The organism is Cryptosporangium phraense (assembly GCF_006912135.1).
GTDB lineage: Bacteria > Actinomycetota > Actinomycetes > Mycobacteriales > Cryptosporangiaceae > Cryptosporangium > Cryptosporangium phraense.
The window spans coordinates 33,803-47,746 of the sequence record NZ_VIRS01000016.1; the positions used below are offsets into that span (position 1 = coordinate 33,803).

General features: G+C 63.9%; 8 protein-coding genes and 2 pseudogenes. 5 read left to right on the plus strand and 5 right to left on the minus strand.

Going from position 1 to position 13,944, the window contains the following annotated elements; translation table 11 throughout:
* Window positions 1-48: 48 nt before the first annotated feature.
* Together FL583_RS40255 and FL583_RS43015 are read left to right on the plus strand one after the other, a co-directional pair.
* Window positions 49-450, plus strand: a complete 402-nt coding sequence (locus tag FL583_RS40255; protein WP_170323795.1) for a hypothetical protein — start codon at window positions 49-51, stop codon at window positions 448-450.
* 13 nt (window positions 451-463) lie between these two features.
* A pseudogene (locus FL583_RS43015) lies at window positions 464-653 on the plus strand (3-oxoacyl-ACP reductase); the annotation flags it as partial.
* Window positions 654-1,578: 925 nt separating this feature from the next.
* Here FL583_RS43015 and FL583_RS22150 read toward each other — a convergent pair.
* From FL583_RS22150 to FL583_RS22165, 4 genes and pseudogenes are all read right to left on the minus strand, one after another.
* The gene (locus tag FL583_RS22150; RefSeq protein ID WP_142706639.1) at window positions 1,579-5,481 is read right to left on the minus strand and encodes an NACHT domain-containing protein; all 3,903 of its coding nucleotides are present in this window, start codon (window positions 5,479-5,481) and stop codon (window positions 1,579-1,581) included.
* A 7-nt stretch (window positions 5,482-5,488) separates the two neighbouring features.
* Window positions 5,489-5,900 (minus strand): annotated as a pseudogene (locus tag FL583_RS22155) (DUF6375 family protein).
* Entirely contained in the window at window positions 5,897-6,781 is an 885-nt protein-coding gene (locus tag FL583_RS22160; RefSeq protein WP_142706641.1) for a radical SAM protein, read from the minus strand. Before FL583_RS22160 ends, FL583_RS22155 begins: the two are co-directional and overlap by 4 nt.
* Window positions 6,782-7,439: 658 nt before the next feature.
* Complete coding sequence (locus FL583_RS22165; protein ID WP_142706642.1) at window positions 7,440-8,129, minus strand: hypothetical protein; 690 nt, start codon at window positions 8,127-8,129, stop codon at window positions 7,440-7,442.
* Window positions 8,130-8,676: 547 nt separating this feature from the next.
* Here FL583_RS22165 and FL583_RS22170 point away from each other — a divergent pair.
* Window positions 8,677-9,567: an IS110 family RNA-guided transposase gene (locus FL583_RS22170; protein ID WP_240746769.1), complete on the plus strand. Its 891-nt coding sequence runs from the start codon at window positions 8,677-8,679 to the stop codon at window positions 9,565-9,567.
* A gap of 259 nt (window positions 9,568-9,826) precedes the next feature.
* Window positions 9,827-10,870 carry a hypothetical protein gene (locus FL583_RS22175; protein ID WP_142706643.1) on the plus strand — a complete coding sequence of 348 codons (1,044 nt, stop codon included), beginning with the start codon at window positions 9,827-9,829 and terminating at the stop codon, window positions 10,868-10,870.
* A 471-nt stretch (window positions 10,871-11,341) separates the two neighbouring features.
* Here FL583_RS22175 and FL583_RS22180 read toward each other — a convergent pair whose 3' ends face one another.
* Entirely contained in the window at window positions 11,342-12,238 is an 897-nt protein-coding gene (locus tag FL583_RS22180; RefSeq protein ID WP_170323806.1) for a toll/interleukin-1 receptor domain-containing protein, read from the minus strand.
* A 479-nt stretch (window positions 12,239-12,717) separates the two neighbouring features.
* Here FL583_RS22180 and FL583_RS22185 point away from each other — a divergent pair, with 479 nt between their 5' ends.
* A complete protein-coding gene (locus FL583_RS22185) occupies window positions 12,718-13,872 on the plus strand; it encodes an IS110 family RNA-guided transposase (protein ID WP_142706645.1) in 1,155 nt (384 codons plus the stop codon).
* The last annotated feature ends 72 nt before the right edge of the window (window positions 13,873-13,944 follow it).

Below are 13,944 nucleotides of genomic sequence, written 5' to 3' on the forward strand. Positions count from 1 at the left end.
GTCGGCCAGCAGGCGACGGGCATTGAACCATCCCCCTCGTGAGAAACCATGGATGACACAAACCCGCAGACGGATGACCATCGCTCCGATGGACTTCGGGCACACCTGGCGGCACTCAGCAACGACGATCTCGCCGACCTCGTCCGAACGAGGAGCGCCGAACGGTATGCGGCTGTGTTCGAGCTTGGCAACCGCGCCAAGACCGATCGCCAAGCAATCGACCTACTCGCGGGCCTCTTCGACGTACCGGCCGTTCAAGAAGACCAGATCCTCCACCGCGGTGTGCCACGCAGAGAGTCGCTCCGCTGGTTCGTCATCCTCGAACTCCTCAACACTGACCAGCCTGACGCTAGCCAACTCGGCTGCGCGGCTTTCGGCCGCCTCACCTCGAAGGAACAGGCCGAACTCTTGGATCGCCTCGGCGTGCACCGAATCGAGGACTACGAGTGAGCAGAAGGTCGTCATCATCCCGGCGCCTCCCAGGGCATCGGACCTGGCCTCGTCGACGCGTACCGCAAGATCGGATACGCCGTCGTGGCCAACTCGCGCTCCATCAAGCCGAGCATGACGAGAGCGTCGTGACCGTGGCCGGTGACATTGCCGACCCGGCAACCGCCGAGAACCTCGTCGCCACCGCGCTGCAGCGGTTGGGCGCATCGATGCACCGCCACCGCGCCGACATGGCACCCTCCACCCTCACCGCCGGATTCGTGCTGGCCACAGCGAGTGGCGTCATCCTCGACCTGGACGGCGACCAGCCCGACGAACCCTGGACCGAACTCACCGACCTCGTCCGGACAGCGTTCGCCGAGGGACTCGGCGCCGACGCACTGAGCAGCGCACCGTCGCCACCCCACCTGACCCTCGGCTACGCCACCGGCACCGACGACTCCGGCATCATGCAACCCCGCCTCCGACGCCAGGTCCGCCCCAGCCACGCCCCGCTCACCATCCACGCCGTCGACCTCGTCGACGTCACGCAGGACGACAAGAACAGCGAATACCGATGGGGGACTATCTGCCGCGTGTTCCTCGGCTCTGATGAATCCCGAGCTCGGCGGCCAGACTAGGCCCGTCAGCGAGCTGCCGACGGGTCGCTCTAAGGCCCAAGCGACCTACGAGTCGCCTCGCTGCCACGGTTGTCGTCTTCTGGTCACCAGGCAGACGAGTGCGCGAGGCCCGGTTGTCCATGCTGCCGTTCCTACGTTGTCAACGACGGCACCGACAATTTCAGTCTTACCGACGTGCGCGTCGGTGAGCGTACCAGCAGTTGGGCCAGGAGACCTATGTGCCGTCGAGCAGGGGAATCCTCAAGGCGAAGCATGTGGCCCGACCGACAGGGCCGTACGTGTCCGTACGTTAATCGCACTCATGAAGGCGGTTGATCATGTACGTCCTGCTCGGCCGAACGGCCTGGTGAATCCTCTTGCGGCTGGGCCGGATCGCGGTCGTGACCATATGTCAGGACTCTGATGTCACGCCAGATGTGCTGATAGGACTGGTTAGTTCGCGGACGCCAGCGGGCAGGGAGTTCCAGTCGAAGGAGACCTGGCGTTCTCCCCAGGCCACCTGCACAACTCAGCGGGTTCCGGTGAACTCCATGACAAGGTCACGGCGGATGTAGAGCAGGTGGCCACGCCAGGGTTCGTCGACGCGAAATGCCGCCGACGCACGGACGCCGTCGAGTCCGACGAGGTCAAGGGTTCCCGGTAGCTGGCGAAGCCCGAAGTGAGCGGCGAATTCGTACGAGGGTACGTCGTAGCTCCCCTTTAGCCCTGCGGGTGAGTCGCTGTGGTCGGCCCCGAACGAGACGGCGACCTGGCCGATCTTGACTCCTTCTTCTCGCCAGTCACCGCGTAGTGCACGAGGGGGATATTCGTCGTACTCGTTCGATTGAGTGTCGCTGCCGTAGCGCACCTCGAAGTTTGGGCTCCACGGCGCTTCGCCGGCGAACGCACCCCACACCTCGGGAAGGCCAGGGAGGAAGTCGTTGCCGGGATACTCAACGCCCTTGATGGTGCCGACCGCACTGTCGAGCTCATCCGGTTCGAACAGAAGTGTGCGGAAGAACCCAAAGACCGTCCGGCCGCGCGACTTATGCGCCAAGTAGCCTTCGACGAGGAGCCACTGATCTGTGCTGCCATAGAGTTCGCCGGGCTCCCACAGGGCTACGGGTATGTTCACCGTTCCGTCGCGGAGCCATGATTCTTCGTCGCTTGTCGTACTGGTAGGTATCCAACCTGGCAACTGGACGGGTGCTGCTGGCGGTTCGATGGGAAAGGTAGGGTCGATATCAGCGGCGACGTTGCGTCCGGCAGCGATCCACCGATCACGGATAAGGCCGTCGTCAGCCTGCCGGCCGATCCACTCGTAGTAGGCGATCCATCCGTACTTCTTGCCGTAACGCTCGACGGGCGCGCGAGTCGCGCTGTGCCTGCGATCGGATCGAGCGATGGCCTCATCCACAGTACCGAACAACGCTGCGCGCCACCCCAGTGCCCACACCCGGCCCATCACCTCGCTGCGGGCACGTTGGAAATCTGGATGGTCGAAATCGTAGTTTTCCCTGCCCTCGATCACCGAGCCGATCGTGTAATTCTCGAAGTCCATGCCGATCGTGCGGCCGCATTCTGCGGCGTTCGGATCGGTCGCCGTCATCGACGGAGGCCGCGGCACGGCCGCGAAGGTCACGGCAGCAGGATTCACCCCGTCGGGAACGCAACTCGGATGAAGTTTTCCGGCTAGCTGATAGGTGACCCGGATGTAACTGCGCAGCAGCTCATGAGAGGTAGGCGTAGTCCCGCCGTCCAGGAAGCGGTCACGAAGTTCGGTCAGCCACCGACCGAACGCCTCTTCGAACTGCCCGCCAGGGTCAGGCAACTGACGTGCGGTGGACGCGCCGCAGGCGGCGCCGACGACCCGCTCGACGACATAGGGATCGTCGACGTCGAGCATCTTCGTCGCGAGTTCGAAGAGGCGTTCCGGTTCCGGGCGGCCGTAACGCTGCAGCGCTTTAGTCGCGAAGTCCCGCACCCGCCGGTTCGTGGACGTCAGAAGCCACGCCGTGGCGAGCGCATCCAAGTCGTCGCTGTCGCTGCGTTCAACGGTCGCAGTCCACTGCTCGATTGCTCGTCCGAGGTCCTTCAGGATCAGGTCGCTCGCGTTGCGACGAACCCACTCGGTCCATTTGCGATCCCTGTCGGGAAGCCGCAAGAGCCTCAGAGCCCGGTCGAGGAAGGCGGCGTTCAACCGGTGCGTGGGTGATCGACGGAGTTCCCAGAGCCGATCGAATGGGTGGGCGCCGGCCCGTTGACGCGGCTCGGCATCGCCCGGGATCGGGGTGGCCAGCAGCAGAGCGAGCTCATTTACGGTGTCGTCGTCGAGATACTGCGACTCGGTGGTGAGTTCTTGACTCAGCACCCAGGATTGATGCTGCGCGGGGGCATGCGGCCACACGTGCCGATTGGTGAACCGGCGGGGGACGAGCCCAACGAGGCTGAACGCGACGTCCTCGCCCAACGGATGAGCCTCGCTCCCGAGAAGCGTCTCCCACAGGGGTGTCTCCGCGAGTCGCTCTCCCACCTCAGCGGGGGACATCTGTGCCAGGAGCGCGTCGGCGATTAGGTAGCCGGCGAAGCGATCGAAGAGGAACTCGGTTTGAGTGTTGGTGCTACCGGGAGTTTCTTCGCGGAAGATGATTCCCTCATCTTCCAGACGCCGATAGAGACTTTCCTCCCAGTTCGTCTCACCGGCGTCGATGATCCGCCGCGCGTCATCGAATGGAAGCCCTCTGACGCCGCGTTTCCACATCTCGTGGGCGACCTCGGCCAAGCGCCGGCGGATCTGGTCGGGCGGTATCGAGACGCGGACGGCGTCGTGTGCGAGGCGGTCGACCACTCCCTGCAGATAGAGCTCGAACACCCCGATCAGGGAGGTCGGGAGCGCCTCGACGCCGACGGGTTCCCGGCGATCGTGGTTCGCGGCTTCGCAATACATGCGCAGGAGCAGCGGATTGTCGAACATCCCGGTCGGCAGCCAGGCGTCGGTGGCGTCGATCAGATAGTGGTTGAAGTAGCTGCGAACAAGGTCATCGACCTCCCTGCGACCCCAGTCGAGCCGAAGAGTGATGGCTCCGTCCGGTACAGCGTGCCGGGCGAGAACCTCGCGGAGGGTGACGACGATTACGACGAAGGGGTAGTCGGCGAGGGCGGGGACCAGTTCGTCGAGCAGCCCGCGCCACTGTGCCGGTTTCTCGGCTTCGTTGAGACCGTCGATGAAAAGCGGCACCCGGGTGCCGGCACGTCCGCCAGCAGCGTTGAGGGCCTCAAGGAGGTCTTCGAAGCGGTCGACTCGAAGGCCTTGAATCTGTCGCGCCAGGTCGTCAAGGCTGGCGCCAGACGAGAGGCGGGATCCCCGGATGAACACCCCTGCTGCCGGCTGTTCCGTCGGGTCGGTCATCTGCGCAGATAGGTGGGTCTTTCCCTGTCCTGCGGCGCCGACGATCGCGATCAGCGAGGCGTCAGCGTCCAAGCGCGCATTCTGCAGCCACGTGACTGCGTCCCGGATTTCTGCGGCGAGGCCGGTGGCGGCGAGCGCGGCCGGGAGGCGACGTTTCCTCAGCGCGAGAACGTAGCGGCGAAGGGCTCGTGGCGAGGTCGTCGGCGGCTGGATGTCTGAGAGGCGTTCACGGACCTCCGCCGGCCGGAGACTCTGAGCCGCGTCGACGATCGCCATGACATCGCCGAGGAACCGTTTAAGATCGTCTGCGATTTCGGCGCCGGCGGCACGCACCGCGGCGTCGCCAATGTCGGACAGGCCGGCTCGGAGTTCGCCGACTCGTTCGGCAATTTCGTCTCGGTGCCCGTTCAGACGCGCGAATGACTCCGGCCGCAGGAGCACTTGGTCGATTCGGAGCTCCACATGATTGGCGGTGTGTAGCGGAGCAACCCACCGCGCGGCTACCGGCGCGACTGAACGCGCGTGGACCTTCGCGAGCGTGTCCGGAGTCAGGACAAGTTCCCCGAAAAAGGTGGACCGGAGTTCGTCGAGTCCAGCGAGCTGGGCCTCGTAGTTCTCCGTCGTCCAGATCTCCACCGACACGCCGTTCGCTGGACCAAGCTCGGCGATCCACTTCTCGTCCTTCGCAGTCGGCCGCTCGGGAAGACAGAGAACGAAGTCGGTCAACCCCTCGACGTACTTGACGGCCTTCTCGACTGATTCCTTGATCAGCGAGCGTTGCCCGGCGCTGAGTTCGTTCCTGGAGTTGAGACTGAACCACTTGCAAGACCAGCCCCAGACCCGACCGGGATCACCGAGCGCGCCTGCATGGTCGACCTGCAGGTAGAACTCGACACCTGGCTGGTTGCGGCGTTCCCGGAGCGTCCCGAGCGCGCCAAAGCGGCGGGTGACGATCGCGCGCGTTAGTGCCTCGAAGTTCCGGTCTTCCGGGCCGGGAAGGCGCCCTAGTTCGGTCAGCTTCATCGGCACGTCACTCGCCCGCAGTCGTCTTCGCGGTGCCGTCATCGTTCCAGTTGTGTCTGGAGAGCACCTCGACCTTCCCGCCGTGGTGAAGGAGAAGCTTGATGAAGCCTTGAATCTCGGACTCTTCGGTCCTAATGCGTACGGTCGATTCTCTTCGGTCGACGTCATGAGTGAACGCGTAGTTGTCGAGGTCGTTTCGGCCCATGTCATAGAGGCCAAGAGTTGCCAGCTTGTCGATGATTTCACGCGGCATGCGTTCGTCCTGCTGCTGCCAGTCGTCGCTGGACCAGACGCCGTCCGCGAGACGGCGCAGGGTCTCCATCTGCTCGATGGCCGTTTCCGCGGGCGACTGTCTCGAATGTGCCGATCAGCAGAAGGTCCATCGAGTGCTCCGAGCCGTAGCTTTGCCAGATCCTCATGCTGCCTCCTTGAACGCCTGCACGGCGCTCATGATCGACTCACCAACCGGTACTCCCACCTCCGCATAGGAATTACGGCGGAGAACACCCGTTGCATCGACGTGCAAGTAGGCGTCGAGAGGCTGCTCACCGGGTACGACTTCAACAGCCGGGACGGACTCCTCCAGGCCTGAGCGTGAGATCGCGAGCCGCAGCGGAAGTCTGCTAGCTCGAATCCATTGGGCCAAACGTCCCGCGTCAGCGTCGGAGATGCCCGCGACGGCCGCTGTCGGCTGTTCCGGCAAAAGCAGGAGCTCGGAGGCGCCGGCATCGACGGCGAAGGCCGCGAGATCGTCGAGTTCCTCGATCGTGTCAGAGTTCACGACCGTGTTGATTCCGAGCGGCGCGATCGACCGGAGCCGGGCGGCAGCTGTCGTCACTGCTGCAAACGGCCGCCCCCGCAGCCGTTCATAGGTCTCGCCGACGCCATCCACGGACAAGCGCGCGAAGTGCACCGATCCGCGCAACTCGTCGGCAAGGCCCGGGGTGATCCGATGGCCGTGCGTGGTGAACGTAACCGCCAAGGACGTCGTCCCGGCGACTCGGGCGCACAGATCAGCGAACCGCCGGTACGCGGTCGGCTCCCCACCCCCGAAGCCCACCCCGAGGCACCCAGCGCCGTCGAGTTCGACGGCCCACGACACGACGCGGTCCAGATCCAGCGCCGCAGCCTGCTTAGGCGCATAGCAATACCCGCAGACATTGGTCAGTGCGATCGAGACGTACCGCGGAGCGCGCGCGAATTGCTCCATGGGTACGTCCACCTCATCGAGAAGAATGTTCATGCCCGTCGCTCGATCGAACAGGTGCACGCCTGCTTCGGAAAGCCTGATCTTCCACATCGGTACCAGGATGGCAGCGACGTGGACGAGATGCGCAAGGCCTTACCACGTGTCGGCCCGCCGGGATCACCACCGACGCCTTCATCAGGCAGCACCACCAGCTTCGGCGGCCGGTCGCCGAAGCATCCGCCGCACCCGGGCAAGGCACTCGACTCACCGCTGCGGCGTCGCTGGACACGGACGAGGGCAACAGACGCCTGCAACGTCGGACCGCGCCGCTAACGACGCCCCAGCAGGTCAACCCAGCTCTTGATCGCCCACCGGAGACGGAGCCGCCACGGAGCCGCAAGCGAGTCCAAAGCAGCGCTTTACCCTAGTCACATACTACAACTAAGCAGGTCAGCGGGGTGGGCCGCCTGGGGATCAAACCCAGAACCCGCAGATTAAAAGTCCGAAATGGAGGCTTATCAAGTCGTCTAGTCTATTTGTACCACCACGACTCGCCCCGCGCTACCACGAACTACCTGCCGATACCGGCTACGAAGCCCCAGCCCGCGACCCGAAGCAACCGATCCATAGCCGTCACGCCACCGCGCACCACCCCGGCGCACCACGCTGCATTACATCCGAGCAACCAGCGATCAACCGGCTGATCCGGCAGGGCGCGCGTTATCGGCGGCATGTGCGTGCATTGCGCTGGGGATGCGACTGCGGGGCTTCACGAACGCCAGAGCGTGGCGTTGGCCTCCATGCGGAAGTTGTCTCCCGCCTGCACATCGGTGACGACGAGCGCCGCCACTGCGCCGGCCTCGGTCGTGAGGCAGATGGTGATGCCGACGCGCGGCACGATGCCTTGGGCCTCCGGGGCGCGCTGGAGTTGCTCGGCGCAGGCGCCAACCGTGGGCGGCCGCCCATCGAGGATCGCGATGCGGCTATCGTTGTTGGGGCGCAAGACCTGACCATTGAGACTTCCGCAATTGCTCAGCGACAGGTCGGCCGTTCCGGCTCCGTTGATCGGATTCGTCGCCGGTGACACCTCAGGCCCGGTGCCCGACGGCGGATCGAGGTCGATCTGCGTCTGTGCGCCGCAGTTGCCACCAGGCAGGCCGACGCCCACGTCCGAATAGACCGGTGAGCCTGCCGGTTCGGTGGTGGCCGTCTCGACCGGGGACGTAGACGGCGGAGGCGACGCGGTGGGGTTGCCGGACGTTGGATTTGGAGAGGCCGGCGTCGAGTCGCCGTCATCGACGAACGCACTGGTCATAGCCAGGATCAATGCAAGCACCAATAGCGCTACCGCGCCGGCGATGAAGGCTGATCGGTGTGGAGCGCTGGAGGAGACTGCGGGGATTGCGATGATTACGGCCGCGATGGCTGCCGCGAGTGCGGCCCAGTCGCCAATGCTCACTGTTGATCCTGATGGCGTCGAGGTGTCAGACGTAGACACTGAACCCTGACGGACTTGGAAGCCATCGCACGTTCGTCCAGCTGCGGATGGGGCCCGCGGGGCCGAGTAGATAGTTAGATGCGCGATGGACCCGCGCGACCTGATCAATCGCCTGCTATGACAGGCACTTGCGGACAGCGGCTACTTATTCAATGGGCGGTAGGACGGTGCCCGGCGGGGTAGCGTCCAGGCGCCCGGTTCGTCGTTCCCTTTGCGGCTGCCCACGCCGGTCGTGTGGCTCTCATTTGGCCTGCGCGGACCGGGCGTCGCTTTCCGATCGGAGTGGCTCAAGAGGGGAATGCCCCGGCTCGAAGTAGCGGTGCCCTCCCGATCGTTTCCCGTTGATTCCCGGGGGCGCCGGAGGATCGTCGAGGCAGATGAGCAGCGTTGAGACCAGCCCGGACCGTGTGGTGATCGGGATGGACCCGCATAAGCGGTCAGTCACGATCGAGGTGATGGCCGGCGACGAGACCGCAACCGGGTCTGGGCGATCGAGGGCTGCGCCGGAATCGGTAAGCACGTCGCCGAGCGCTTGACCGCTGCCGGTGAGCAGGTCGTCGATGTTCCACCGAAGCTGACAGCCCGAGCGCGTGTGTTCGCGACCGGGCAGGGCCGCAAGACCGACGCGACTGACGCGCATTCAGTGGCGCTGGTCGGCACCCGGATGGCCGGACTGCGCCCGTTCGTCGACGATGAGCAGCTGGCGGTGCTGCAGACGCTGGTCGACCGCCGCCGGTCGCTGGGCGATGACCACATCCGCATGATCTCCCAGCTCCACCAGGTATTGCTGCTGCTCATTCCCGGAGGAGCCAAAAGGTTCCTTTCCGCAGCCCAAGCCAAATCGCTGCTGGCCACGGTCCGCCCGCGGGATGCCGCCGGCAAAGCGAGACGCCGGGTCGCCGCTGAACTCATCGCCGATCTGGAACGGGTCTATCGGCGCAGCAAAGCCGCCGACAAAGAACTCGAGGCGCTCGTCCGCGAGACCGGCACCAGCCTGATGGACCTGAAAGGGATCGGACCGTCCGGCGCCGCCCGGCTGCTCGTCGAAGTCGGCGACATCACTCGCTTCCCCAGCAAGGCGCACTTCGGGTCCTGGACCGGCACCGCGCCGATCGACGCGTCCTCCGGCGACCACGTCCGGCACCGGCTTTCCCGCGGCGGGAACCGGCAGATCAACCGGGTCCTGCACACCATGGCCGTCGTCCAGCTGCGCCGGCCGACCCCAGGACGCGTCTACTGCGACCGCCGCAAGTCCGAGGCAAAGACCTCGATGGAAGCAATGCGAGCCCTCAAACGACGCCTGTCCGACGTCGTCTACCGCACCATGCTCCACGACGCGATCAAAGGCGTCGGTACTTGGCCAGACGGGCCCGGGAGGACACCCGGGGACGACTACTGACTCCAGCGCGACCGACTCACACCCCAACATCGGCACTTCAGAAAAGTCACTTCCCGGACCCGCCGCCAACTACCCTACGGCCCACCGCCGAGCGGCGTCTTGACATAGAGGGGAGCCAAGAGAGTGCGTCGCCCTCGACAACCTCGCGCAATTAGAGGGCGTCTGACCTGCGCTGCATATACGGTTCGCTTGAACTGCCCACTTCCTCGGTAAGCTCTTTCTTCACGGACTGAGGCACAGATGAGACGGAGCGGCGGGAGTGCACGACGACCTTGAACGCTTGGTGGTCCATTTGGACGAGGCGGTACGTCTCGCGCTAATCGACAACGAGGCACACCTACGCTTAAGCCTTATCTTGTTCGATGGCGCCTTTGAGCTGATGATGCATCGGGAGATCACGCCATGGATGCCTCTATGGCGAAACATATACGAGGCTGTGGTGGAAAACGAAGCTGCCGTCCGAACCGCAGGAGCGGAGCTTCCCCCCGAGGAGATCGCCACGCGAGTAGAATTCCGAGCCAAAGGGCTCTCAAAGAGCCAGGCGACCCGCATAGAACGGGACTTTGCAGCAAAAATTGACCGTCTCGTCGCGGAGTCTAAGCTCACCGAACGCGACGGACGCCTCGCCAAGCGCCTTCACGATTATCGAAACGAGACGTATCACCGCGACCACGTTAGGAAGGACAGCATACGCCTAGCCGTAGCCGCCTATGGAGACATTGCCTGCCGCTTCCTCCGCGATACCAGGCCATTACTGGGGATACCTTGGTCGTCCCACCCGAAGCCCGTTCCACTGGGCCTCCGTCCATACTTTTCATCCGAGCGGGAGATGGCTGGGCTTCACGCGTGGGCAGTAGCCGGTCAGACGTTGTTAGAACGGTTGGGTCCCCTCGACCCCGTTCTTCCGGCCAAACTCTCTCTTAACCTGGTTGAGCGGATCCGACAGGCCAGAGCCTCCCTCCTCGACTTCCTCGGTCTCTCAAATGAGACCGACTCTAAAACCTCGAAGGCACTTGACCGGCTGCTCTTCGCGTTCGAGCGCGACCTTTCAGACACCGCTGCGATCGTCGACCTTCTCAAGCAGTTCGAGTCGGGTCGACGAGGGAAGGTAACGACGCGCACCATCGACGGATGGATGGAGCGCGCCGAGCATCTCGCCGCTATCCAAGACCCACTGGACGCATTCGTAGGCTTCATCGACATCGAGCTCGAGTTCGAGCCGTTGGAGAACAACGCGAAGGGTGCCGTCATCGCCTTGGACAGGATGATCGAGGATGAGATCGACCGGCGCCGCCTGAAGTAGGCCGTGCAGGGCTAGTCGCCACGCACCCGGGTCGAATGGGTCGGCTGCGCAGTTGCTGCACGGCGCTCCTCCTCTGAGGGTGCGCGGCCTAAACTCGACGTCCGCGAAGCCGTCGAGGGCGATTCGATTTATGCCGTCCACTAGGAACGGGCCGTTAAGTGTGGTCTCCAACTTACGTAAAACGCGATCACATAGAGCGTGATGTCGGGCAACCCCACAGACCGCAGCTGGCGACATCGTCGCGCGCCCGGCGGCATAAGGGCCACTCGACTGACAGGCGCAGCAGCAATGCAAGACCGCTTGGTGAATGTTTGCACACATTCACTTGTTGCCGAGTCAGGTGCGAGAAAGAGCGGCTACCTACACTTCAGGAGGCGCTGCAATCGGTCTGCAAAGTGTCCGAAGTCATCAGAGGGAGCACTCCCGCTCTTTGCACCCACTGGTTGCACGCGAGCGGCACTCGGGCCAGCTCTAATCGAAGTCGAGACGGTCGAGCACATTCTGCACGCTTGAACGATGGTCACGCGACTCCTGCTCACGTCTCTCAGTGGCCGCGCGAGCGTGTGATTTCATGGCTACATAGGTTTTATTGGTCTCGTCAACCGCGAGCTTGAGTGTCGTGAGGTGATACCTCTCAACTTCATCCATGGTTGTCCCGTCCAAGATTATGCGCGCGCCGCTGACCCGCGCTATTCCGGGCCGGTGCATGGTCGTCCACTTTGGTGGTCGATCCCAGTTGCCAACCAGCATGCGCGACCAATCGGCGTCTGGAGTCCGAGAGAGCGTGAAAGGGACCGAATAGAGTGCGCTCCCGCGCGTACCGTCATTGCTCGGTTCGGTGATTCCGCTACTGTCGATTCCAGTCAATTTGATGGGCTCTTGCGGTGCCGTGTCCACAATTGGGACGGAGAGCGTCGGCCCGTTTGCGCGACGTCGAGGCGGAAGAGCAGGAGCCGGATTGATGTAGCGCCTTATGTCGTGCATCAGCGTGTCGACCGCTACCGTGATGTCGCTCTGGTCGATCGAGAGGTACAGCTTATCCTTGAGCGACTCTGGCATTTTTGTCTCGTCAATTCTGAGTGGCAAGACAGTTACACCCTCTTTGTTGACCTCACCAGTCATTGCGAGGGCGATCTCTTTTTGACACCACTCGCTACTAACGCTTGCTTCGCTGATTAGCGCAACGACAAAGTCCACCTGATCGAGCGCCTCACCAATTCGCCGAATGAGACTGTCCCCAATCTTCAGTTCCCCCTCATCGATCCACACTCGGCATCCATGCTTAGATAGACCGTCTCGCAAAGCTATGGCTAGACCTTTGTCGGCATGTGAATAGCTTAGAAAGACACTCGCGATGTAGTCAGTCACGATTTCATCCGTTCGTCTAACGAGACCGAATCAAGTGGTCCCGAAACGATACCAGTTGTTGGGAACGCGCCACCGCTGAGGCGCCCATAGCGACGGCAACGCGCCCCAGACGCTTTCGTCGGCTTTTAGTTCCCCTGCGCGCTTTCTCATCGGACCGAACCGGCACGTCGAATACTCTGACCCAGAACATCCGACCATCGGCTACTTGTTCACTGGGTCGTAGGACGTTGCCCGGCGGGGTAGCGTCCAGGCGCCCGGTCTGTCGCTCTCACATCGGCTGCCCACGCTGGTCGTGTGGCTCTCTTTTGGCCTGCGCGGGCCGGGCGTCGTTTTACGGGTCGGTGTGGCTCGAGAGGGGATTGTCCGGCTCGAAGTAGCGGTGCCCTCCGACCCGGTTCCCAGCCGTCTCGGGGGCGCATCGAGGTCGGTGAACGTTGAGCAATGTCCCCCGCGGTGTCGAACACCGCGTTGTGATCGGGATGGATCCGCATAAGCGCACGGTGACGATCGAGGTCATGGCCAGCGACGAGACGGTCCTGGGTGGCGGTCGGTTCGAGACCACCATCGAGGGCTACGCGGCGATGCGGGAGTATGTCGATCGGTGGCCCGATCGGGTCTGGGCGATCGAGGGCTGCGCCGGCATCGGCAAACACATCGCGGCCCGGCTGCTTGGCGACGAGGAACAGATCGTTGACGTTCCGCCGAAGCTTTCCGCGCGGGCACGAGTGTTCTCCACCGGTCAGGGCCGCAAGACCGATGCCACCGACGCGCACTCGGTCGCGCTGGTCGGCACCCGCATGGCCGGGCTGCACCCGGTCGTCGACGACCAGCAACTGGCGGTGCTACGCACACTGGTCGACCGCCGCCGGTCGCTCGGCGAAGACCACTCCCGCATGATCTCCCAGCTGCATCAACTGTTGCTGCTCCTGATTCCGGGTGGGGCGAAGAAGTTCTTGTCCGCCGCGCAGGCGAAGGTTCTGCTGGCCGGAGTCCGCCCGCGGGACGCGGCCGGCAAGGCCCGCCGCCGCGTGGCCGCCGAGCTCATCGCTGATCTCGAGCGGGTCTATCGGCGCAGCAAAGCCGCCGACAAGGAACTTGAGGCGTTGGTGCGCGCCACTGGGACCAGCCTCATGGATCTACGCGGCATCGGCCCGTCCGGGGCAGCCCGTCTGCTGGTCGAGGTCGGTGACATCACCCGCTTCCCGAACAAGGCGCACTTCGGATCCTGGACCGGAACCGCGCCCATCGACGCCTCCTCCGGCGACCAGGTCCGACACCGGCTCTCCCGCGGCGGAAACCGCCAGATCAACCGCGTGCTCCACATCATGGCCACCGTCCAACTACGCAACGCCACCATCGGGCGGGCCTACTACGACCGCCGCAAAAACGACGGCAAGACCTCGATGGAAGCCATGCGAGCCCTCAAACGACGACTCTCCGACGTCGTCTATCGCACGATGCTCAACGACGCGATCAAGGGCGTCGGCGCGGCAGGGACGGGCCCGGGAGGACAACCAGGGACGACTACTGACTCCAGCGCGGCCGACTCCAACCCCGACATCGACGCTTCGGAAAAGTCACTCCCCGGACCCGCCGACACCCAGCCTAGAACGACCAACGCTGCCGCGGGTTGACACAGAGGGGAGCCAGAGTAGTGCGTTTGCGCGCCCCTTCCCTCGAAGTGGTCGGTCTTCCCTATCCGTCGG

Excerpts from the sequence above, each read along its gene's own strand:
- FL583_RS40255 (WP_170323795.1), top strand. The coding sequence starts at position 49 with ATGGATGACACAAACCCGCAGACGGATGACCATCGCTCCGATGGACTT.
- FL583_RS22185 (WP_142706645.1), top strand. The coding sequence starts at position 12,718 with ATGGATCCGCATAAGCGCACGGTGACGATCGAGGTCATGGCCAGCGAC.
- FL583_RS22160 (WP_142706641.1), bottom strand. The coding sequence starts at position 6,781 with ATGTGGAAGATCAGGCTTTCCGAAGCAGGCGTGCACCTGTTCGATCGA.
- FL583_RS22150 (WP_142706639.1), bottom strand. The coding sequence starts at position 5,481 with ATGAAGCTGACCGAACTAGGGCGCCTTCCCGGCCCGGAAGACCGGAAC.